The sequence below is a fragment of the Mesorhizobium sp. M7A.F.Ca.CA.002.04.1.1 genome, assembly GCF_004022805.1.
GTDB lineage: Bacteria > Pseudomonadota > Alphaproteobacteria > Rhizobiales > Rhizobiaceae > Mesorhizobium > Mesorhizobium ciceri.
Genome location: NZ_RZPL01000003.1, coordinates 1 through 22,645 on the forward strand (window position 1 = coordinate 1; position 22,645 = coordinate 22,645).

A 22,645-nucleotide genomic window follows, 5' to 3' on the forward strand; every position below is an offset into this window, starting at 1 on the left:
GTACTGAAGACTTCAGTGCAGCTGTTGGCGGTGCCCCAGAACTCGACCTGCTTTTGACGCCGAACCTTTCCGTTCTGTTCCCCATGCGGCAGTCTCGGCTCGATAGGAAGCATCGGCGATTCTTAGACAATGATAACTTCGTGGGGCCGCAGGCGATCCATTTAAACATCGATGGGGCTTTTCACCAAGCGCACAAGAACTCGAGGGACCCGTCGTGTCCTCGCGGCGAAAAAGATGCGACGGCGCAAGGCAAAGGCGCGTTCACATTGGACGGGAAGATGGTCGATCTACCGGTTATTCGAAGGGTCCGAGAAATCATCTCCATGGATCAGGGCGCCGAGTTGGCCGGTTGAAGCCTCGGCGGGTTGGGTCCATTCTGGACACATAGGTTACGGTTTTGGTCAAACCACACTGAGATGACACGACAGTTAGGCGTCATGTCGCTCTGCAATTATTGCTGTCGCGCCATCACATTTCGAGATAGATTACATCATTGCAGTCCGCCCTCGGAAGAGTACCCGTGGAAATCAGGCAGTTAAGATACTTTGTTGGCGTGGTCGAAGCAGGCAGTTTCACGAAGGCCGCTGGCTTTCTGAATGTCGCCCAGAGTGCGCTGAGTCTGCATGTGCGCCAATTGGAGGAAGGCTTCGGCACTCAGCTGCTGATACGCGACAGGACCGGCGTGAGCGTGACGGCGTCAGGAGCCAAACTCCTGGAGCGGGCGCGGGCGATTCTCAAAGAAATTCGAATTACCGAGGTGGAATTGACCAACACAGCCGCTTCCCCCGCCGGGGAGGTGACTATTGGCATTCCGTCTGGAGCTGCTCGCGTCCTGAGCGGTCCGCTGCTTGAGACGGTAAGACACGAACTGCCCAAGGTGTCCCTCAAGATGGTCGAGGGTATGACGGGACCGCTAGAGGAATGGATGGCGGCTGGACGCTTCAATCTGGCGGTTCTGTACCGCACTGCGGACAGTGTGGGGCGAATGACTGTGCTAGCGCGCGAAGACCTTTGTCTGGTGGTTCCGTCCGGCGAGCCACCGTTTGAAGATGCGATATCTCTGGCCGACCTGCATGCATTCCCCCTGGCGGTTCCCATGCGCAACAACAATGTCAGGCGTTCGGTGGCTGATGTCGTCGCACAACACGGTTGCGCGATGGACGTCAAGTTTGAAGTGGACTCGCTCTCAACGATCATCAACATGGTCGTAGAGGGAAAAGCGCATTCTATTCTCGCCCCGTCTGCCGTTCAGAAAGAAGCCTCTCAAGGGCTGGTCCGGACGGTCAAGATAGTCGATCCGGTAATTACCCGCTCCGTGGTGCTTGCTGTAAATCCCAAAGATGAGCGTTCTGCGGCCGTTTCTGCGGTCCGCAAGCTCATTCCGAAGGTCGCCAGAGAATTGATTGAGAGCCGGGGCTGGGTAGCATCGGCTCCTGACGCGACCTGAGAACCATCGATCTGTAAACAACGGCATGACTTCCTTCCTGTCGGAACAGATCGATCTGGATTCCAGATGGATTTAGGCACTAATCGATATTTGACCCGCTGCGACCATCGCGATGAAACTGGCTCAAGCGAGCTCAGCGGCTTCGAAAATTGAAACGGCGCTCGCATGGCCAGAATCACAAGTGGAGCCCGCGATGTCCCACGCCAGGAGCTACGAGCTCTTCATTAATGGCAAATGGCGAGCCGGTGGTAGCCGAGCCACTTTGCCGGTGATCAACCCGGCGACGGAGAAGGTATTTGCCTCAGTGGCCTCGGCTACGGTTCCAGACTTGGATGAAGCTCTTGCTTCGGCAGAACGCAGCCGCAAGGCGTGGTCCTCACGCCCCGCCAAAGAGCGTGGCGAGATCCTCGTCTCTGCCGCCAGCAATCTGGCTGAGAAAGCTGGCGCCGCAGCCAGGGACCTGTCGTCCGAACAGGGAAAGACGATTGCCGAAGCAACAGGAGAGTACGCGCGCGCAGTCGAAACGCTGGAATGGAATGGCCGGCATGCCGATGAGTTGTCGACCCCGATTCCGTTGGGTCCGAACAGGATGATCGTCCCGGAGGCCCTCGGTGTCGTCGCTGCCTTTACGCCGTGGAACTATCCAGCCGTTCTCATCGCCCGCAAGCTCGCCCCCGCGCTGGCGGCAGGCTGCCCGGTGATCCTCAAAGGGGCCGAAGAGACGCCAAGCGTGGCTGTCCATGTCGTGGAATCTTTGCGTCAAGCAGGGATACCGGAAGGCGTGGTCAACCTGGTGTTCGGTGTTCCTGTGCATATATCACGGCATCTGCTCAGTTCGCCAATTGTCAAAGTCTTGACGTTCACGGGGTCGACCGCTGTTGGGAAACAGCTGGCCACACTGGCCGCGAATAATCTGCAGCGCTGCATCCTTGAGCTCGGTGGACATTCCCCGGTTATTGTGTGCGAAGATGCCGACCTGGCAACGGCGATACCGGCTATTTCGGAATACAAATTCGAGTGCGCGGGCCAGAGTTGTAATGCGCCCAGCAGGATTCTTGTCGCCCGATCCCGCTATGAGGAATTCCTGTTCCGGATGACGGAGGCGGTCCGAAAAATCAGGATCGGTCCACCGGATGACCCTGCAACGCAGATGGGTCCCATGGCAAACGCGCGGCGAATCGAGGCCATGCAACGCCTGACCAAAGATGCGGTAGAGGGCGGCGCCCAAATCGAGACCGGTGGCATCCCCCTTGACCGACCGGGGTTTTACTGGCCGCCAACCATCCTGACTGGCGTACCGAAGGAAGCGAGAGTGCTTCATGAAGAGCCGTTCGGACCAATTCTCACCGTGGCTCCTTTCGATACGATCGAAGAGGCGATCGATGAAGCCAACGCCACGGAGTACGGTCTGGCCGCCTACTTGTTTACTGGCGCGGCCGATACGCAACAGAGGCTTGTGGGCGGTCTTTCTGCGGGCGCTGTTAGTGTGAATTACCTGAAAGGGGTTTCCGCTGATGCCCCTTATGGAGGAGTCAAACAAAGCGGCTATGGATATGAAGGCGGCGAGCAGGGGGTGCGAAGCTTCCAGATTCTGAAAATGGTCAATGGCCTCGGTTCATTTGGATAAAATCCGGTGGGAAACAGAACACGGACCATGGCCGGTAGCGACATCACAAGGAGCGTCGCCGACGCCCTTCAGTACATCTCGTACTATCATCCTCCAGATTATATCCGGTCTCTTTCTCACGCATACACGCGAGAACAGAGCCCGTCGGCGAAGAATGCCATAGGTCAGATTCTGCTGAACTCCCGCATGGCGGCCTTTGGGCGGCGCCCGATTTGTCAGGACACCGGACTTGTGGTTGTCTTCGCAAAGGTCGGCATGGATGCCCGCATTAAGTCAACAGCCAGTTTCGCGGATCTTGTGAATGAGGGCGTACGTCAAGCCTATCTCGATCCGGACAATCCCCTTCGGGCATCGATCGTTGCGGATCCCCTCGCTAGACGGGTCAACACCCGCGACAACACACCGGCAGTTGTCCATGTCGACCTGGTGCAAGGTAACCAGATTGAGATCACCATCGCCGCGAAAGGCGGCGGGTCGGAGAACAAGGCACGTTTTACCACCCTCAATCCCACCGCCTCCGTTTCCGACTGGGTGGTCAATACCGTTTCGACCCTTGGCAGCGGGTGGTGTCCACCTGGACTGATCTCTGTCGGCATCGGTGGTAGCGCTGAAAAGGCGATGCTGCTGGCCAAGGAGGCCATGAACGAGCCCATAGATATGGCGGAACTGATCGCAAGGGGGGCGTCAAGCGCAGAAGAGGGGCTGCGGATTGAGCTTTATGAGCGGATCAACGCGCTTGGTATCGGCGCCCAAGGCCTTGGTGGTCTGACGACAGTCGTTGACGTCAAGGTTGCGACCTATCCTACTCATGCAGCGTCCAAGCCTGTGGCGCTCATCCCGCAATGCGCCGCCAACCGGCACCTGAAGTTTACTTTGGACGGCTCTGGACCCATCAGCCTCCAGCCGCCCGATTTGCGCGAATGGCCCGACATCGGAGCCGACGAATTGAACCCAGCCGGCGTCCGGCGGGTCAATTTAGATACGCTTACGAAGGAAGAGACGGCATCGTGGCGCTGCGGTGAAACGCTCCTGCTTTCTGGAAAGATGCTGACGGGCCGTGACGCTGCCCACAAACGAATGGTCGAACTGATTGATGCCGGCAAGCCGCTCCCAGTCGATCTGAGGGGCCGCGTGATCTACTACGTCGGTCCCGTCCGGGCAGTGAGGAATGAAGTCGTTGGACCCGCCGGTCCAACAACCTCCAGCCGCTTGGACGATTTTACGGACAAGGTGCTCGCCGAAACCGGCCTTTTCGCGATGGTGGGCAAAGCGGAGAGGGGACCGGCGGCCATCGCGTCGATTGTAAGACACAGAACGCCATACCTTGCTGCAGTGGGTGGCGCTGCGTACCTGATTTCAAAGTCGATTAAGGCGGCGCGGATTGTCGCCTTTGAAGACCTGGGCATGGAAGCCATCTATGAATTCGATGTGCAGGACATGCCCGTCGTCATGGCTGTCGATGTTGAGGGAAACTCCATTCACAATTCCGGGCCTCTTGAGTGGCGTAAGCGTATGGCAGCCGACAGCATCGCACGCAACATCGGTGTTTGAGTCTTTCCGGTTGGGCGATTTCGGCCAGACCCGAGCGCCAAATTATCGGGCAAGCCATAAGACGAGCGGCATTTGCGGTGCCCTGCGCCTCGGCGAGCCGGCCAAGCAAGGCCTTCAATTCACCCTAATAGTTGAATGTGCGAGTGAATACTGCATTGAGTATGCCGTCCATGCGATCGAGGGTCGAATGCAGTCGCGCGTCTATCAAGTACGGCAGCGAGATTCAAGAAAATCGGTTATCTATTTATCATGGTCTCCGCCGCCGCCGACTATTCTCTCCAGCTGCACCATTGCCCCGTTGGGCGTTGGGGCGATAGCCAAATTACTTCTGCAGCTTTTCTCAGCGGATCGCTCACCCTCAGCTGATTTTCGTACCCCATTCTGGCACATCTCGGGCCTGGAACGGATGCCTTCCACTGCTACATTCGCTCGTTTCAATTGATGATAGAATTGATCGGCACACAACGCGATGTCATCGCTGAGAGCATAGGTTATGAAGTCGAAACCCGATCCCGTGCAACTCGACAGTTGGGACCTGCGGATCCTCTCCGAAATTCAGGCAGACGGTCGGATTTCAAAAAGTGAGCTTGCAAAACGAGTTCATCTTTCGGCGTCCGCCTGTTCGGAGCGGCTCCGAGCACTCAAGGCCGCGGGGATTATTGAGGGATTTTATGCGCGGCTGAGTCCTGCCCTCATCGGCGGCATGATCTTTGTGATGGTGGAGGTCGTGCTGGATCGTCATCGTCTTGAGGACCAACGACACTTCGAAACTGCTATCCAAGACATTCCGGAAATCCTGGACTGCTGGGCAATTGGGGGGCGCGTGGATTATCTGATGCGGGTCGCATCTCGTTCTATGGCCGCCTATCAGGATTTCATGGAGGGACTGCTGCAGGCAGGCTTGGGGATTGATCAATACTATAGCCTTGTCGTCACGAAACCAGTGAAGTCCAATTCACCGATACCTTTGTCCGCCCTGAGGCAACGGTAACCCAAAAGCTAAGTTTCAACGGCGTTTGGCACGGATCCCGTAGATTCGTCGGCAAAAGGCACCCATTCCGACGAAACTCAAGGGACATTTGCGGTATACTAATTGCTGGAAAAAGGTGGCCGAGCGCTATCCGCCAGTTGATCGCGAGCAAGGACGATGCGCTTGAGCAATCTGGAACCGATCTATTCCAGGAGAGGATCGAAGCAGCCATCGGACGCACTTGCCCAGCACGGTTACGGCGAGAAGCCAAACCGGATCGTGCCTGGTTGAGGAGGCGTCCATATCTAAGATGCGAAGTGCCGAAAAATGCCTCTACCGCTACTTCAAGGGGGGAACTTTCGCCCTGGATTGGCGATCAGTGGCGATTGAGCTTAGTCGCGGTCAGCGCATCCGTGTAGGGGGCGAAATCTACAGCGAGGGTTTGGCAAGCCGACGGGTAGCGGGAGTGCAAGCTGGCCCGCTCGGCCTTGGCGACCAACCCGGCCCTCGACGCCTGCGGACATTCGGAGATCGCGTTTTTACGTCCTAAGTTCGTTGCTGTTCGAGATTAGGAGATCGTCTGTCCTGTTTGACATTGCTGGTCTCCGCAGCCTTCTAAGCGAGGAGCATGGCTGTGCCGGGATCGCGTAGGTGGGTGACAAGGCCGGTCACTCCTGCCACCCGACGTGGTCTTTGAGAAGGTGGAGGTTGCGCTACCGGCTGGAGAGCATGGTGCCAGTTTTCACAAGACAAGGGTCGCTTAATCGAATGGGCGTCAAGTTCATAGATTGCGAACAGATCATGGGGGGATTTGAATAGTGCTACTGACCGAGGCAGAGCTGAAAAGAGTTGCGAATGCCAGTCGAGGACATAGAGCCGCATCGATCGTTCTAAAGGAAGAGACGGCCGCAGCTACAGCCAGATCGTCATTCGACGTTTTTCTGTCACATTCTTTCAAGGACGCAGAGATCGTTCTCGGTGTGAAGCGAATTTTCGAGGAGCTTGGGTTCACTGCTTACGTAGATTGGGTCGAAGATTCACAACTGGACCGCACAAAAGTCTCCTCGGCCACCGCCGAGTTGCTGCGGACCCGTATGAGGCAGTCAAAGACGCTAATCTATGTGCATTCAAACAATTCTCCAGGATCCAGATGGATGCCTTGGGAGCTTGGCTTTTTCGATGGGTTTCGGACCGCGGTAGCGGTTCTGCCCGTGGCAAAAAATTCTTCGGAAACATTCTCCGGGCAAGAATTTTTGGGCCTATACCCTTACATTGATGGGACAGGACCTGCATTCCTGTTTATGAACAGAGGGACCGCGCCTCGCTCAAGAATAGGCTCTGTAAGCTCGACTGCTAACCTCACGTTTGCCAAATCCTGGCTTAAAGAATTTACCGCCACAAAATAGACTGGTGTGCTTCAAAAATGAAATATCCTGGACTCTATAATAGCGCCGACGTGGCATCCAACGAGCAGCAGGCGACGTTTCTGCGCCTGATCCGGGCAGAGTACGTTCTTCTTTTTTTAGCGTCGGTGCTCTCTTTGGACTTGTCGCCATCAAAAGCCTATTTCGGTGTCTATGCTGCGGTATTTCTTTGCTCAATGGGAGTCCTCATTTTCCGGTCGGTCACAAAGCCCGAGCAGGTCTGGTATCAGGCTCGAGCTCTGGCAGAGTCGGTGAAGACATTGACTTGGCGCTTCGCGATGCGAGCACAGCCGTTCGATGACGCGCGCGCCGCTGACGCCAGAGCTGATTTTCGAAAGCTCATGGAAGGTATCCTTGATAGCAATCGTCACCTTGGTAGCGCGTTGAGCGGCACCGATTCAGCATCCCCCCAAACAACCGACCAGATGATGTCGATAAGGGACTCCCCGCTAAAAGAAAGAAAAGACCTATATCTGCAGAGACGAATCTGCGACCAACGGAAGTGGTACGAGAAGAAGGCGCGCTCGAACAAGAGGTCCGCGAAAGTCTGGATGGGCCTTGGTATTTTTGCATACGCTCTGGGATTCTCGTTCATCGTAGTACGCATCGCTGACCCCGCGATGCCAGGCTGGCCGACCGAGCCGCTAATTGTCATCGCCGCCTCCCTTATTGGGTGGACCCAGATCAAGAAATTTAACGAATTGGCATCGGCTTACACGTTGACAGCTCACGAGATCGGCTTGACTGCCGACCTTATTACGGACGCCAACTCGGATGAGGCATTCTCCGCCGCGGTGAACGAAGCCGAACTGGCTTTCTCACGGGAGCACACCCAGTGGGTTGCTCGTCAAAACAACTAAGAGACAACAATGGCATACAGCGATCCGACCTATGTAATATTTGACGGCGATGAAGACGCTTGGGCATACCGCTTTATGAAAGGGTGGAACGCCAGCGAGAATGTGAGTTTTGAATTCGCGAACGCTCACGATCTGGACAATATGACGAGCCGAGCACAGGACGAAGATTATGTTAAACGCAATCTTCGCAACAGAATGAATGGATCGAGCCAGGTACTTGTCCTGATCGGTGAGAAGACGAAAAACCTTTTTCGCTTCGTGCGCTGGGAAATGGAATTGGCTCTTGATCTAGGTCTGCCGATAATCGCAGCAAACCTTAACGGCTCGCGGCAACAAGATGTGAGCTGTCCGCCTATCATCAGGGACAAATGTGTTGTGCACGTGCCGTTCAAGATGAAGGCCATCAAGCACGCGCTAGCCAATTGGCCGAGCGAATTTCATCGGCTTTCAAACGCTCAGCGTGGCGATGGCGCCAGGAGCTATGGCGAAAGCACCTATCGCGATCTCGGCTTATAATCGCCACCTAAAAGCACTTAGCCGCCCAAACATCCTCGCCATCCGCTGGCGGCGACTAGCCTTAGCAACGTCCGCCAGCGTGTTCCGAGCTTGCCGAGCGATGATAAGAAGAGCACGACGTCCGATTTGCTGAGTTTGGCTGAAAGCTGCAGGTCATGTGCAACCTATTAGAGGAGCCCCGCTCGAAGCGTCGGATCGTCAGACAAGATCATGTCGCGCGAGGGCGCTGGTTTCGCGAGGAAAAGGAGCGGCTGTTCGATGTTTGAGGCTTGATCCAGCGTTTCGAGACTGCACGAGCGGCCAGCATTGATGGAGGCAGCTTTTCAGGCCGCGCAATTCTGTCGGCTCGCCCCCTCCTGCGAGCCGCAGCTCGGCTCGCCCTGCGCAGCAACCACGAATTTGCGATCGCAAGAAAGGCAACACGCTGACGATAGAACTTGGCGGCGCTGGTCGGCTGCGAATCAAGATGTCAATGGCAAGGAGCTCTCGCCGCGCGTCTTTGCCGGGCCGAACCTTCTGGCTATGCTCCTTCGAGAAGTCTGCCGAGCACCAGCCGCCGCACCGCCAAAGCTATCAATATGCGCGAGGGCACGACCTCAGCCTCTCAGCGCTGGCCAACCAGGTTGGAGCCTGTGCCGCGGCACGGAACCCGCTGCCTGCTGATCGAGGCGAATGTGCTTTGCCCCTGATCACCTCATTACCACCCTTGGGAAGGGCAAGACCGATCCGGACCGTCAGAATGTAAGGGATGACCGGCAGTTCGGCGGAACATGGCCGCCGGCGCTCTATCGTGCCTCGCGCGGCCGGCGGGAACAGCGTCCCGAGCGCTATTCATCCGTCAATATCGCCCGCTAATCGGGCACTATGCTGGGCGCATGCGCGTCGTAAGCTGTTCGTGTTTGCAGGACGCGCCCCCGACCCTCGGCTAAGGCGAAGGTGACGCCTTAGTTTTCACGGCAATTCGGGCCGATCCCGCGAATTTCACGGCGAATAACCTGCATTCCCGAGAAACTCAAGGGACGTTTCCGGTATGCTATTTGCTAAACAGGTGGCTGGCCGAGTGCCCTCCGCCAATTTATCGCGAGGAGAGGGACATGCGCTTGAGCAATCTGGGAACCGAGCAACTCCGGGAGAAGGATAGAAGCTTCGTCTTCCATCCTTCTACGCATCTGGCCAAGCACAGCCGAGGCGAAACGCCAAATAGGATTATGGCCGGTGCGGAAGGCGTCTATATCTGGGACACCGAAGGCCGAAGGAGCCTCGACGGTTTCGGAGGACTCTACTGCGTCAACATGGGATATGGATGCACGGAGATCGCCGAGGCCATTGCCAGGCAAGCACACGAATTGCCGTTCGCGCACGTCTATGCCAGCCAAGGTACGGAGCCGGTCGCCCTGTTGGCAGAGGCCGTGGTCGAGTATTTCGGTCAGAACATGCGAAGGGTCTATTTCGGCCTCTCCGGTTCCGATGCCAACGAAACCAACATCAAGCTGGTCTGGTACTATAATAACATTCTTGGCCGGCCCGAAAAGAAAAAGATCATCTCGCGAAATCGCGGCTATCACGGGTCTGGATTGGTCACGGGTAGCCTAACTGGCCTTCCCTTCTTTCACAATTTCTTCGACCTGCCTCTGGATTTGGTGCGCCATACAACCACGCCGCACTATTACCGCCAGGCGCGTGTCGAGGAGAGCGAGGAAGCGTTCTCCCGGCGCTGTGCCGATGAGCTTGAAGCCTTGATCCTGGCCGAAGGACCGGAAACGGTTGCAGCTTTTATCGGAGAGCCGGTACTTGGGACAGGAGGTATTGTGCCGCCCCCCAAAGGGTACTGGACGTCCATTCAAGCGGTGCTCGACAAATACGATATCCTTCTAATCGCGGATGAAGTGGTCTGTGGCTTCGCGCGAACCGGCGAGAAGTTCGGTTCCCACCTGTATAACATGCGTCCGGATTTCGTGACCATCGCAAAGGGTTTGAGTTCCGCCTACCTCCCCATCTCCGGGTCAATCATTGGCGACCGTGTCTGGTCGGTTTTGGAACAAGGAACTGAGAAGCACGGCGCACTCGGCCACGGCTGGACATATTCGGGGCACACGCTTTGTGCCGCAGCCGCGCTCGCCAATATTCGACTGCTTAAAGAAAAAAATATTCTGGAGCATGTCCGCGATGTTGGACCGTATTGGCAAGACCGGATGAAGGCCGAGCTGGCGGGACATCCCATCGTTGGTGAAGTTCGCGGAGTGGGTATCCTGTCGGCCGTAGAGATGATGCGGGACCCAAAACAAAGGATACCATTCGAACCCGACCTTCAGGTCGGGGTGCGCACTGCAGCTGCTCTGTTTGAGAATGGTGTCATCGGACGGGCCATGCCGCATGGCGACATCCTCGGTTATGCCCCCCCCCTGATCATTACCCGAAAAGAGATCGACATCATTGTCGACGCGACGGTAAAGTCGGTCGATACCACCTATCGCGCGCTGAAGGCCGAGGGTGCCGTATGATTTTGCGATCGCGAAGGAGCGAGTCCGGAGGCAGGCATGTCCCTGCGCGCTACTGCGCCGAGCAGACCCAAAACTGTTGAATTCCAGATATCTGATCTTGAGCATGCTCCGGGCTATTTCAGTCACGATTTGTAACCGAATCAGTTCTGCCGCCGCTGTCCTGTTGCCCAACGACCAGGACCTCTGTGCGGCGCGCCCTGCGGGTGTACCTCCCCGCCGGCAGGGCGCCCTTTTTGACCCACGTAATCAGTATCATTATGGCCCGTGCGGGATCGAGGGTCTGGTAAAGGTCATCTGCACGTTCCGATGCAGATTGAGCTTAGACGTGCCCTTTACATCATTGCAGCGGGCCATAATCATTGCGGTGAATTTTATCACGTCAGGTATATAGAAGGACGATACTCACACGCCACCCCGTTCACAAGGAAAGGCATTTTAATATTGTTGAGACGATTTGCCTATCAAAGAAAAGAAAGCATCGCAACACTTCTTTGCGGATCACGGCGCCCCGGGTGGGGGATGAGCGGCTATCCGAATTGTTATGCTAATGCCGACCCAAATTCCTGCAAAAGCTGGGGTCAATGATGGCTTTTGGTCAGCGCAGGATGATTTCTCCTGATTTGGTCGGTGCAGGGGCGGTCATGATTTAATGCATGGAGATTCTCTGATTGAGCTGTTGAGATCATGAGGCGTCTGCCAGACGCCCATCGGGTGAGCCCAGCATGATTGGGATGACCGACGAAGATCGAAAGTGTGGCAGCATTCTGGAGCCCGGTCAGCCCAGCGACGCCCGCGAATTCAATCACGTTTGTCGGGACATACACGACGCAGCCGGAAGGCGTGCAGAAAGAGGAAGAATCGAGCGCGACGATGACGAGGCACATGCCACTTGTTTTCGAGACATTCCTTGAAAGACTGTCACAGAGTATCGATGAGGCAGATTTCCGGGATGCCATGGCTGAGGCGGCCGGACGACTTGACCTAATCTTCTTTGCCTACCTCTCCTTGCCAGCACGGCCTTCCGGCAAACCGAGGTTAATTTCAAACTATCCACCCCGCTGGACCAGACAGTATCTGGAAAATCAGTATGAGAAACTCGATCCTGTGGTCTTGCGTGCTCGAAATGGCGGCTGCCCGTTTCACTGGGGATCGAATTTGGGAGGCGATAAAATGTCGCCGGCTCAACAGCAGCTATTCGATGAGGCGGCTCAATTCAGCATCTGCTGCGGTTTGACGATCCCAATTGTCGATCTCCGCGGCCGCATCGCTGCGGTTACTTTTGCCGCCGATGAGCCTCGTCCAGTATTTCTTCGGGTCGCTGAGCGGTACGAACAAGCTCTTCAACTGATGGCGGCCTGCTTTCATCGTTGCGTTCGCCGCAAATTGCCGAGCGATCGAACAGTGGATGGGGTTTCGCTGACATCCCGCGAATATGAGTGCCTGAGGTGGGCAGCGCGGGGTAATTCAGCCTGGGTGACCGGCCGCATCTTGGGTATCAAGCCACGCACGATCGCTTTTCATTTGGACAATGCCAAGAAGAAGCTAGGCGTGCGAACCCAAAATCAGGCTATAGCCCTTTTGGGGTCCGAAGGGTCCTCAATTGTCTGAGAAGCTTTTTGATCCCCTTGTGCTCGGGCCATTCGATCGCGCGCTTTGTATCGAGCGTTGACTGGATGCCGAGATCTTCTGTTCCGCCGGCTCGGGCGATGCAGCCGTATTCTTCCAGTCCGCGCCGGTGATCATAGTCTATGGGTGCTCGAGCGGGTGTGTCGTCGCTGACGAGCTAGTTGTGGAGCCTCAACAGGTTGTCCTCGGTTAGAGCGAGGCGACTGATAGGTGTTTTGGACTTTAGGCTCCCGTGGGGACGGTGCCAATTGTATCTGTGCAGCCAGACCGGCAACTCTGCGGCGCGGTGATCTGAAGTCGGATAAGCGATGGCATAAGCCCATTCGCGCAGTGCTGTCTGGATGAAGCGCTCGGCCTTGCCATTGGTCTTGGGTGTATAGGGTCTTGTCCTGACGTGCTTGAGGCCGAGATCGCGGCAGGCCTTGGCGAAGGCCTTTGATCTGTAGCAGGAGCCGTTGTCGGTCATGACGCGGGCTATCGTGACGCCGAGGCTGGCGTAGTAGGCCACCGCCGCCTTGAGGAAGGCGATGGCGCTTTCTTTTTTCTCGTCGGGCAGGATCTGCGAGAAGGCGATGCGGGAGGCGTCGTCGATGCAGACATGGACGAACTCCCAACTGCTGCCGCGCGAGCTGGCATTGCCGGTGCGCTTGCCGGTAATGCGATGACCGATGCGCTCGAAACGACCGAGCTTCTTGATATCGATATGGATCATCTCGCCAGGATGCTCGCGCTCGTAGCGTCGGATCGGCTCGGCCGGTTCGATATCCCGCAACCGCGACAGTCCGGCACGCTTGAGAACCCGGCTAACGGTGGCGGGCGAGACGCCGACCTCATGGGCGATGTGCTTGCCGGTCCAACGTTGCCGCCGCAGCGCCATGATGCGCTCGGCGATCAACGCAGCGGTGGCCTGCGGCATATTGGCGGGCCGCGAGGAACGGTCGATCATGCCGGCCCGCCCTTCGGACTTGTAGCGCTCGACCCAGCGCGCCACGATCTTGGCCGACACGCCGTAGACACGCGCCGCATGGGCTTTGGAGAAAGCGCCTTCTATCACCGACAGCGCCATCTCCTCTCGACGCAGCGGTGTGAGACGGGCATTCTTATGGATGTTCATTCGGACCCTCCGGTGAGTGCTGAAGCTTGGTAACTCCAGTCTCCCCGGTCCGGTCCGAATGGACAACCTCCCGAAAGCTCACAGCTAGTCGTGCGGTTATATAGTTTCCGAGGATGGCCCGCTTGCATACCTGCCTGCCGGTAATCTCTAACCCTTGACTTAGGGCGATGGCTATCGGTTATGCGGCTTGAAAGCGAAGAGGTGGACCCTTCGTCGAGCGCCGGTACGATATGGAGTGCTGCTCCGGGCTAATACCCATCCAGACAGAGCGGAACCTTCTATCACGTCAGACGCTCGGACAGTTGCCAAACCCCGATTTCCTGGGAACTGAATTGTGCTCGCCACCGGGTCCATTTTGCCGGCGCGTCTGTGGTGCAGGCCCCGATCAGCCTGACCAATGGCACAGGAACGCTTCTATGACCGAGCACTGCGAATTTGTCAGCTGGCGAACAATTCCTTGTAGCCGCTCGTCACCATCCAGTTCGCACGGTCGAGATGACTACGAAGCGCCTTCCTGGCGCGCTCCGGTTCAAGTGCCGGATCAATGCCGAGGATCAGTTGGGCCATTTCCTCTTCGGGCGCCTCATCGGCTGAGGCGTCCAGGAGCCTCATATAGATGGTAAAGTGCGCCCTGTCGTAGGCGGTAAGACGGTCAGACCAAGGGACTTCGTCGAGCAGTGTTGAGCTTTGAGTCCTATCTGTTCCCGTTGATTGATTCATGTCTGCCGCGAACCTCGCATGTTGATCGCTGGATCCAAGGCAGAATATCCCAAAATGGGATAATCCGAAACGGGGATTAGTCGCTGAGCCGGTCTCTACCTGCCGGTTCACCTAAATGCCCAAATCTCTTCGATCTCCCCGCCACCAGCGGTTTCTGGCCCAGTTGATCTCACTGCGCAATGTCAAAGGGCTGACGCAGGCGCAGGTGGCTGAGAAGCTTGGTCGTCCGCAATCTTTCGTGGCGAAATATGAGGGTGGCGAACGGCGTCTCGATGTCATTGAGTTTCTCGACGTAACTGCGGCCCTCGATGCTGATCCGTGTGAGATTCTGTTGAGCCTGCGCACGTAGTGGGCGCCCGCGCCCATCACCGCGCGTGCCGTGTGCCGGTGGGTCGAGCCCCGATTTTCTTGGCTCTGGCGTCTCGACCATTCCGCTGCGCCTCCTAGCGCGTCGTTAGACTCTCGCAATTCGCTCTGTTTTGTGCCTTTCTCAGCAGGTGGCGCCGCATCCTTCTAGGCCCGCCGCGGCGTCCCGCAACCCTTAGCCAGCTGTGAGCTTTCAGTAGGTTGTCCATCCGGCCCTTCGGATGCGGTGCGGCTCAGACGGCGGACCCGTTCCTGTCATGATTCGCCGCCGCACCCATTCCTGGGAAGCAGCCATTGGCGAGCGGAGGACAAAATGATGAGACAGCGAAGCGCTGGGCCATCCGCGCTGTGGTGATACGTCGATGCATGGCGGTTGCGCGACTTCGTTGCTTGAAGCGAAGCGACCGCACCGCCCATTTCGTCAACTGGCGAACAAATCCTTGTAGCCGCTCGTCACCACCCAGTTTGCACGGTCGAGATGACTGCGAAGAACGTTGCGTGCGCGCTCAGGTTCGCGTGCCGGATCAATGCCGAGGATCACTTTGGCCATTTCCTCTTCAGTGGCGTTGTCGGCCGAGGCGTCCAGGAGCCTCATATAGGTTGTAAAGTGGTCCTTGTCGTAGGCTGTAATGCGGTCCGACCAGGGGACCTCGTCGGCGAACGGCGTGTTCGATCTGGGCTGCAACATCGCTAATTCTATCTCCGGCCAATGGACCCGCGAAGCCCTGTGCCTGCTAAATGTGGATTACATATTATAGTTGATAAACTCAAGCCGCCTGATCCGCTGGCTTGCGTGCATGGATATGCGCAAGTTGGTCGGACGGAATGTGCAGAGGATCAGGCAAAGGAAGCGCCTGACGCAGGAGCAGCTTGCGGAGATTTCCGGGTTCAGTCAGCAGTACATCAGCGGCTTGGAGAAAGGCCGAAGAAATCCGACAATTATCACGATCTATGAACTGGCATTGGCCCTCGGCGTCAGCCACATGGATCTGGTTCGGCCCGACAAACAGGCATGATACACCCGCCCTCCAAGTAGCTGGCCGCCTGATGGCGCGCGCCGGGTGCTCGTGAACCCAGGCTTTTCTTAGGGTCCCCCGGCAGCCCCTGCCATTTGGCTCGCCCTGGCCCGGCGCACCCTATTGGACAGTCGGCCGCTGCGGTTTTTGTCAGCCTTTCCTGGGGCGGTCGGCATTGCCTTTTAGGCCCGCCGCGGCCTCCCGCAACCTTCGCTCTCGCTTCAGGTCCTTCTCTTGGTTACGATCCTTCGGATGCGGTTCGCCTCTTTCAGCGGGCCTAATCGCTTTCTGCCGCCCACCCCACGGGGACAGCCACGCGAGACTAGTATGGAGCGTTGCGGTTAGCGCACGAACAGCAAAGGAACTGAAAAAACAGGCAACTGTCGAAGCATGGCTGAACCAGCCATCGTGTCGGCATCTTGGAGCCGCGTGTTCGCCTTGAGGCCCTGCCGGTAGGATCCCTGCAGTTGAAGTCATTGTCGGCATTCTGACAACAATGGACATGAACCGCCGAACTATCAAGGCGACCAGGTTGTTGTCTAGCAATGGTTTTCCGAATCGGCACGGCACTTGCGTTACCAAAAACAAGTACGCCGCGGCACGGATCGCCCAAGAGGCTGAACGACCTGATCTGTTTGACCCTCGCAGCAGGGGTGGATGGCTAACACAAAGGAAACTTTGAAGGTGGACGTTTTCGAAAGTTCTCCAATACCTGTCAGGAAAACACGGACGCCATCTTTCTCGGTGGATCTAGCCTTGCTGGGAGTCGCATTCGTTTGGGGGGCGAGCTATCCGGTCGGGAAAGGCGCACTGTTCTACGCGCCGGTTTCGATACTTGTTCTTTATCGCTTCCTGATTACTACGATCATTACGGCAGTGGCTGCAAGACATGAGATCGCATTGGTCTCCTGGGGCGATTTCATCCGCGGCTTCGCATTGGGAACAATACTTTTTTGCATCTTTATTGCTGAAACTTACGGCGTTGCATCGACAAGCGCAATGAACACGGCCTTGATCATATCGCTTTGTGTGATTTTCACGCCGAGCATCGACTATGGGCTATCACGGCGACTTCCACCTACGGGCATTTTGGCAAGTGCTGCCATAGCGTGCATCGGTGTCGGCATTCTCACTGGCGGGATCAGCAGGTTCAGCCCGGGTGACGCGCTTGTCTTGGGGGCCGCGATTCTGCGAGCGGTTATGGTCGTTTCCACCAAACGCCTTCTGGCCGGCCGGCAGATTTCATCTGCAGCCCTGACGGCCATCCAAGGATCGACGGTGGCAACACTTACTTTCGTTTTGGCCGTCGCTCAGTTCGGAATTTCAGGCCTTGTTGTGAGGGCCACCCTTCAGTTTTGGGGCGCTGTTGCCTTCCTTGCACTCTTCTGCACCCTCGCTGCATTCTACATTCAAAATGCCGCAGTGAGAAAATCCACACCGACACGGGTTGGCTTCTTGATGGGAACAGAACCTTTTTTTGGTTTCGTTCTAGCGCACCTTCTTCTGAATGAGCCTTTGACAGTACCGAGCTTGATAGGCGCAGGCCTCGTCCTCGCTGCGACGTTTGCTGGCATCTGGTTTGAGAGCAGGACATCCAAATGAACCCCATCTTGGCTTCCACCAAACCCGCCATCGGCGGCATTTCGAGTTTTGAAGATCTGGAGGCTTTTCCGGACCGAACCGCACCAGTTGCAACCATGTTCAGCGGCGGTCTCGACAGCACCTATCTTCTCTACAAGCTGCAAAGCCTTGGCTTTGCGAACATTGAAGCTGTCGCAGCGGATGTCGGAACGCGCATCGATCAGCCTTTGTTGGAACGGACGGCAGCCATGTTCGGCGCGCGCTTTGTCTGCCTCGAAGGGCGGGATGCCTTTGTCGAACAAGGCGTGAAATCAGCCATTCGAGCCCACGCCAAGTACCTTGGCATCTATCCGTTGAGCAGTTCGTTGAGCCGTCCCATAATCGCATCTTTGGTTGTTAATCATGCTAGGTCAATCAACTCACGGCTGGTTCTTCATACAGCAAACCTTTCTCAAAACAGTCTTCCGCGCCTTAACAATAGCATTAAGCGCTCAGGATTTTCCGGCAACTTCGGCAGTCCGTATGAATGCTCTGTGATATCCCGACAACAGAAGACCTCCGACCTGTCCAAGTGTGGAGCGACTTTTGTGGCGGACCGCACGTGGAGCGCGGACGAAAACCTCTGGTGTCGGGAATTCGAGTCGGGGCCTTTGGAAGATCCCGAGAACTTTTCCATCCCCGAGGAGGCATTTGCTTGGACGCGCCACATTCCCGCAGAGCAGCCGGTAGAGATCAAACTCGGGTTTGCAGACGGAAGTCTCGTGTCAATTGATGACCGTGATGTTGCATTGGTCGACGCAATCCCGTTCCTGAATAACACGGTCGGCAAATTCGGGCACGGCCGCTTTGTCGGGCTTGAACACATCACAACCGGCCAAAAGGTTCTCGAAGTCCGCGAGGCCCCTGCCGCGGCCATTATCTTCGACGCGCTGCGTCACCTCGAAACCGCTTCTCTTGACGTGGCATCAATCGTTTTGAAGCAAGGGCTTGAGCAAGCCTGGTCCCAAGAGGCGGTTTCAGGTGCATGGGGCAGTACTATTCACCAGATGTGCGAACGGGCCATTGCATCCGCCCTCGAGGGCGTTAGCGGGAGCGTCAGCTACATAGTCGATCACACACGCTTTTTACCTCGGTCGATCCGAGCCAGGACGCCGAGATACATTAGGGACCGCGACCTTTGGGAATACCAAGCCGCAACCCACATAGCGTTGTCCAAAGCGTTCCGTCCTCGCCAAGTCACCAAAAGGGAGACACCCGTGGAAAACAACGCACCCCAGGCGCCGGCCAACCTCAGTCAACAATGCACTGACGGTCTGGTGACAAATGGATGGTGGTTTTCAAAAGGCGAGCGCGCCGAAGCCTGCTTTGGCATCGAAATTGATGCAGCCTGGAAGAACTTTGCTGACCATTGGAATCGACTTCTTCTCGATGAATACATGCGTGACGGCGGAACATATCGTTACCGGCGCTATAGCGCTTTTGAATATGACGCGACTGACGGAATCTTTAGGCTCCTACCCCACGCCCCCTACGAACAATCAAAAAGTGTCAATCATCTGAATGGCGGCTTCAAGCGCCACTTCGAGCCCCTTGAAAACTCCTTTATAGACCATCCCGTCTTAGAAAAGATTCTGACAGGTTTCTGCAGAATTCTATGTGAAGCCGCCCGACATGATCGTTGGAATATCAAGATCCATCCCTACCGGATTGTCGCGCGCGATGGTGTAAATGGCAAACCGGCACCCGAGGGCCTTCACCAGGACGGGGTGGACTTCATTGCTTGCTATATGATTGGGCGGGTCAACGTCACCGGCGGCATGAGCATGATCACCGACGCCTCAAAGGAGTTCCTCGGCGAGGTCGAAATGAACTCCCCGAATGATTTTGTGATCTGCAACGACCGCGAAACCTTTCACGATGTATCGTCGATTGTGGCCGAAAACCTGAAAATGCCGTACGCTTATCGCGACGTCCTTGTGATCGCCTTCGAGAAATTATAACGCCCAGCGCGCCGAGAGCATTTTCAACAAGGTTCAATACTGCTTGGTATCCTCTCGGGTGTTCCTGGTGCGGGAACAATGCAGGATTAATTTCTTGCATCTAAACACCTAGATAGCAGTTTCGCCTCTCTGGTATGATGGTTTTTGGCCTCGCGGATCTCGCGTAATACGAATGACCGTGGACACCCCCGATCTTCGCAAGAAAGTGAGAAATTATCCTCATGCTGTCCGACGAGGTGGTCTGCGGCTTCGGAGGCACCGGGAACTGGTTTGGTAGCCAGACATTTGGGATGGAACCGGACATGCTCTCGATCGCCGGGGGGCTTTCATCCGGTCACCTGCCCATTGGCGGCGTCATTATCTCGACAAGATTTATCAATGCGCCGCTGACGAGGCCCACAAGGTCGGCGTGTTCGGTCACGGTTTCACCTACTCCGGTCATCCGGTGATAGCGGCCGTCGCCGCCGAGGCGATCAGGATCTACAGCGAGATCGATTTCGTGACCCAGGCGCGTCGTCTCGGCGATCACTTGCATGGAGCCCTCGCGGACGCGCTCGGCGACCATCCGCTTGTCGGTGAAGCCCGCGGCCGCGGCTTCATCGCGGGGGTTCAGATCGTCGAGGATCGTGCGCCCGTCGCGTCTTCGCGCCCGAGCTGAGGATCGGCGATGTCGAGCGGCGGTGCCGCGAGCACGGCGTCATGATCCGCAATATGGGAGAAGTGCTTGGAATCTGTCCGCCCTATATAATCACCGAAAGCGAGATCGACCCCTTGGTTGACGGCATTCGTTCTGCACTCGACGGCGCCGCTGCTGCGAATTCCCGGGTCGGTCGGGTGGCATGAGTTCCAGCATTAAGACCGACTGCTTCACTTCAGTGGATATTATCGAGCAAACGCTCACCCGAGGGGTGCACTTCATCCGTGTCCGGTACAAAACGTCACCCATGTCTCAGGTCGGGCACGCCGCTCGCCAACGACACCGAGTTCGGCCTCGCGGCCTACTTCTACACCGGCGATCTCGGTCGCGCCTTCCGCGTGATGGAAGGACTGAAGTACCGGCGTCAATGAAGGCCTGATCACCACGCCGGAGGTGCCGTTCCGCGGCGTCAAGGAATCGGGCCTCGGCAAGGAAGGCGGCCTCCAGGGCATCGTGGATTATCTCGACACCAAACATGTCTGCATCGGCGGTCTCGGCGTCTAGTGGTTCCCGCCTGACATAGGAGTCCAATCAGAGATTCCCTTTCTGGCCTGCGCGTGCGAGTCTGGCGCATGCGCACAGGAAGATCGTTCACCGTTTCGTCGGCCGATCGCGTCCGTCTGACGGCGCTGATCAGGGATCGCAACGCCCCGCAAAAGCATGTCTGGCGCGCCGAGATAGTGCTTTTGCCCGCCGACGGCGTCGGCACCGGCGAGGTCATGCGCCGCATCGGCAAGTCGAAGACCGACGTCTGGCGCTGGCAGGAGCGCTTTGCCGCGGAAGGCTGTGACGGGCTGCTGCGCGACAAGACGCGACAGTGGCGCATTCCGCCGCTCGGTCCCGATGTCGGCGAGCGCGTCGTGGCACTGACGCTTGCCGATCCGCCGGGCGAGAGGACCCACTGGACCGCCGACATGATGGCGCAAGCCGCCGCAATCAGCGCCAGCGCCGTCAGGCGCATCTGGAAGGCGCATGGTCTCGCACCCCACCGCTGGCGCCAGGTTCAAGCTCTCCAATGATCCGAAGTTCGTCGACAAGTTGCGCGCCGTCGTCGGCCTCTATCTCGATGCGCCGGCCCATGCCATCGTTCTGTCGGTCGATGAAAAGAGCCAGATCCGGCGCTCGACCGCACCCACCCGGCCTGCCGATGAAGAAGGGGCGGCTCGGTACGATGAGGCACGACTACAAGCGCAACGGCACCACCACCCTGTTCGCCGCCCTCAACGTCCACTATTGTCCCGTTGACGAGAATATCATCTTAGTTGCTTGTAAAAATTTGTTCTCCACTTCCGTCTCCATCGTATCTCAGTCAACGCGATGGAGCAGGAAATGACTACAAACATTGTGAAACTGGAAGAAGGCAGGGCAATCGGCTCTAATCGTGACGTGCCGCTGTCAGATCATGAGGCGGAAGCCCTAGGGCATCTTGCGGTGGCGCTGAGTGGCATTTCGACGACCATTCGGTCCGCCGCCTACAAACACGCGCTAAACTCTAGTCACGCGATGAAGCCCCTAAAGGAGACGGAGGACGCGCTTACCGACTACGACGCCTTGGCGAGGGCGGCGGGCCGAAAGCAGCCGAAAGCGGCGGAGGAGGACGACAGGAAGGGGGACGCCCTAGCGAGAGAGGCCGCCGCACAGGTCAGCAGGGTCGATCAGACCCGATCTTCCCGCTGGAGCAGACCGCGAAGGGTACCGGTGGCATCAACGGACTACGTTCGGCAGGTGGTCATGGCAGATAGTCAGCTTGGAGCAGTGTCGGCACTGGTAAACGCGCGGCGAGTGGCTCCAGAACGCTTCCATGCTTCTGTTCCCAGTGTAGATAATAATCCGGATGCTCCGCTTCTGACCTCTTTTTCGGACTATCTGAGCAGGGTGTGCGGACTGGAGTCAAAGTCCCGCGAAGGCGTTCTCCTGGGCAGCCGCCGCTTTCTGGATTGGTTCCATCACCACCATTCCCGGCCAAGCCCTCGGCGCGTTGACGGCTGAGCATGTCCTTGCCGCTGTCGAACATCGGCTGTCACTATCGGCGACCTCCGGTACCCGCACCGGCAGCAACTTCTCACATCGTATTGGGCTGGCCACCACGACCAGAATCTCGCGCGCGTCGTCCCCAGGACGCCCCACTGGCGTTTGGCTCATCTAACCCTCGAACTCGGCTACGGCCCGTCGACGGTCTTCTTCACATGGGTCGGATTCGACGAAATGGACGAGGTCACAGGCGACGGCCATGCTGAACTGCTCGACGACGGCTCCATCGACATCACCTTCTATCACAACGGCGACGAGGCAATCCTCAAGGCCAAACGGGACACTTCTTCAACGGCCTGCTAGGAGATCCGTGTTCGCCTTGCGCTGACAAAGAAGCTCACACATGACGTCCGGGAGACGATGCTGGCAAATGGTCTGGCTGAAGCATTCCACCCACAATACCAAAGCCCGTCCCGATCCAAAGCGCTTCTAAGCACTCCACCTCAGGCGCAAGGCCGGTTGGCCAGTGCATCTTCTTGGTCCGCCGGAAGAGAACCCCGCCCGACAATAGCTTCATGAGGTCTTGCGCTGCAGTGTCGACCGTAAAAAAGGGCGCGCGAGGCGCCCTTCATTTAAACCGGCAGTCGGGAAGCAGACT

Annotated in this window: 18 protein-coding genes and 4 pseudogenes; 19 read left to right on the forward strand and 3 right to left on the reverse strand. The window is 57.1% G+C overall.

Annotation, left to right across the window (positions count from 1 at the left end):
- The 10 genes and pseudogenes from ENZ75_RS34210 to ENZ75_RS00315 all read left to right on the forward strand — a co-directional run.
- Positions 1-353 (forward strand): annotated as a pseudogene (locus ENZ75_RS34210) (CoA ester lyase); the annotation flags it as partial.
- 167 nt (positions 354-520) lie between these two features.
- Entirely contained in the window at positions 521-1,447 is a 927-nt protein-coding gene (locus tag ENZ75_RS00275) for a LysR family transcriptional regulator (protein WP_063169308.1), read from the forward strand.
- Between the two features lie 193 nt (positions 1,448-1,640).
- On the forward strand, positions 1,641-3,074 hold the full coding sequence (locus tag ENZ75_RS00280) for an NAD-dependent succinate-semialdehyde dehydrogenase (protein WP_063170369.1): 1,434 nt from the start codon (positions 1,641-1,643) through the stop codon (positions 3,072-3,074).
- 27 nt (positions 3,075-3,101) lie between these two features.
- Positions 3,102-4,625 (forward strand): fumarate hydratase, encoded by a 1,524-nt coding sequence (locus ENZ75_RS00285; RefSeq protein WP_063169307.1) that lies wholly within the window; start codon positions 3,102-3,104, stop codon positions 4,623-4,625.
- 493 nt (positions 4,626-5,118) lie between these two features.
- Positions 5,119-5,616: an Lrp/AsnC family transcriptional regulator gene (locus tag ENZ75_RS00290; RefSeq protein ID WP_063169306.1), complete on the forward strand. Its 498-nt coding sequence runs from the start codon at positions 5,119-5,121 to the stop codon at positions 5,614-5,616.
- Between the two features lie 1,402 nt (positions 5,617-7,018).
- On the forward strand, positions 7,019-7,879 hold the full coding sequence (locus tag ENZ75_RS00300; RefSeq protein ID WP_063169305.1) for a DUF4231 domain-containing protein: 861 nt from the start codon (positions 7,019-7,021) through the stop codon (positions 7,877-7,879).
- Positions 7,880-7,888: 9 nt separating this feature from the next.
- Positions 7,889-8,395 carry a TIR domain-containing protein gene (locus tag ENZ75_RS00305; protein WP_063169304.1) on the forward strand — a complete coding sequence of 169 codons (507 nt, stop codon included), beginning with the start codon at positions 7,889-7,891 and terminating at the stop codon, positions 8,393-8,395.
- A 483-nt stretch (positions 8,396-8,878) separates the two neighbouring features.
- Positions 8,879-9,299, forward strand: a pseudogene (locus tag ENZ75_RS34860) (transposase); the annotation flags it as partial.
- Positions 9,300-9,489: 190 nt separating this feature from the next.
- The gene (locus ENZ75_RS00310) at positions 9,490-10,896 is read left to right on the forward strand and encodes an aminotransferase (RefSeq protein WP_063169303.1); all 1,407 of its coding nucleotides are present in this window, start codon (positions 9,490-9,492) and stop codon (positions 10,894-10,896) included.
- Between the two features lie 870 nt (positions 10,897-11,766).
- Positions 11,767-12,504 carry a LuxR family transcriptional regulator gene (locus tag ENZ75_RS00315; RefSeq protein ID WP_082826574.1) on the forward strand — a complete coding sequence of 246 codons (738 nt, stop codon included), beginning with the start codon at positions 11,767-11,769 and terminating at the stop codon, positions 12,502-12,504.
- A gap of 175 nt (positions 12,505-12,679) precedes the next feature.
- Here ENZ75_RS00315 and ENZ75_RS00320 read toward each other — a convergent pair whose 3' ends face one another.
- On the reverse strand, positions 12,680-13,636 hold the full coding sequence (locus ENZ75_RS00320) for an IS481 family transposase (protein WP_063169302.1): 957 nt from the start codon (positions 13,634-13,636) through the stop codon (positions 12,680-12,682).
- Between the two features lie 438 nt (positions 13,637-14,074).
- Positions 14,075-14,356 carry a DUF2285 domain-containing protein gene (locus ENZ75_RS00325; protein WP_063169301.1) on the reverse strand — a complete coding sequence of 94 codons (282 nt, stop codon included), beginning with the start codon at positions 14,354-14,356 and terminating at the stop codon, positions 14,075-14,077.
- A gap of 115 nt (positions 14,357-14,471) precedes the next feature.
- Between ENZ75_RS00325 and ENZ75_RS00330 the strand changes: the two genes are divergently transcribed.
- The gene (locus ENZ75_RS00330) at positions 14,472-14,705 is read left to right on the forward strand and encodes a helix-turn-helix transcriptional regulator (protein ID WP_082826573.1); all 234 of its coding nucleotides are present in this window, start codon (positions 14,472-14,474) and stop codon (positions 14,703-14,705) included.
- 438 nt (positions 14,706-15,143) lie between these two features.
- Here ENZ75_RS00330 and ENZ75_RS00335 read toward each other — a convergent pair whose 3' ends face one another.
- Positions 15,144-15,410: a DUF2285 domain-containing protein gene (locus ENZ75_RS00335; RefSeq protein WP_063169299.1), complete on the reverse strand. Its 267-nt coding sequence runs from the start codon at positions 15,408-15,410 to the stop codon at positions 15,144-15,146.
- 109 nt (positions 15,411-15,519) lie between these two features.
- Between ENZ75_RS00335 and ENZ75_RS00340 the strand changes: the two genes are divergently transcribed.
- The 8 genes and pseudogenes from ENZ75_RS00340 to ENZ75_RS35550 all read left to right on the forward strand — a co-directional run bounded on the left by ENZ75_RS00340 (position 15,520) and on the right by ENZ75_RS35550 (position 22,350).
- Positions 15,520-15,738 carry a helix-turn-helix transcriptional regulator gene (locus ENZ75_RS00340; protein WP_029354714.1) on the forward strand — a complete coding sequence of 73 codons (219 nt, stop codon included), beginning with the start codon at positions 15,520-15,522 and terminating at the stop codon, positions 15,736-15,738.
- Between the two features lie 756 nt (positions 15,739-16,494).
- Complete coding sequence (locus tag ENZ75_RS00345; RefSeq protein WP_245481117.1) at positions 16,495-17,340, forward strand: DMT family transporter; 846 nt, start codon at positions 16,495-16,497, stop codon at positions 17,338-17,340.
- On the forward strand, positions 17,337-19,319 hold the full coding sequence (locus ENZ75_RS00350) for an argininosuccinate synthase-related protein (protein ID WP_063169298.1): 1,983 nt from the start codon (positions 17,337-17,339) through the stop codon (positions 19,317-19,319). The genes ENZ75_RS00345 and ENZ75_RS00350 overlap by 4 nt, the downstream gene beginning before the upstream one ends.
- A gap of 221 nt (positions 19,320-19,540) precedes the next feature.
- A complete protein-coding gene (locus tag ENZ75_RS35540; RefSeq protein WP_263485461.1) occupies positions 19,541-19,768 on the forward strand; it encodes an aminotransferase class III-fold pyridoxal phosphate-dependent enzyme in 228 nt (75 codons plus the stop codon).
- On the forward strand, positions 19,729-19,977 hold the full coding sequence (locus tag ENZ75_RS35545; RefSeq protein ID WP_063169297.1) for an aminotransferase class III-fold pyridoxal phosphate-dependent enzyme: 249 nt from the start codon (positions 19,729-19,731) through the stop codon (positions 19,975-19,977). The genes ENZ75_RS35540 and ENZ75_RS35545 overlap by 40 nt, the downstream gene beginning before the upstream one ends.
- Before the next feature lie 308 nt (positions 19,978-20,285).
- Positions 20,286-20,520, forward strand: a pseudogene (locus ENZ75_RS00360) (aldehyde dehydrogenase family protein); the annotation flags it as partial.
- Between the two features lie 68 nt (positions 20,521-20,588).
- Positions 20,589-21,244, forward strand: a pseudogene (locus ENZ75_RS00365) (IS630 family transposase); the annotation flags it as partial.
- A gap of 977 nt (positions 21,245-22,221) precedes the next feature.
- A complete protein-coding gene (locus ENZ75_RS35550) occupies positions 22,222-22,350 on the forward strand; it encodes a hypothetical protein (protein WP_263485462.1) in 129 nt (42 codons plus the stop codon).
- The last annotated feature ends 295 nt before the right edge of the window (positions 22,351-22,645 follow it).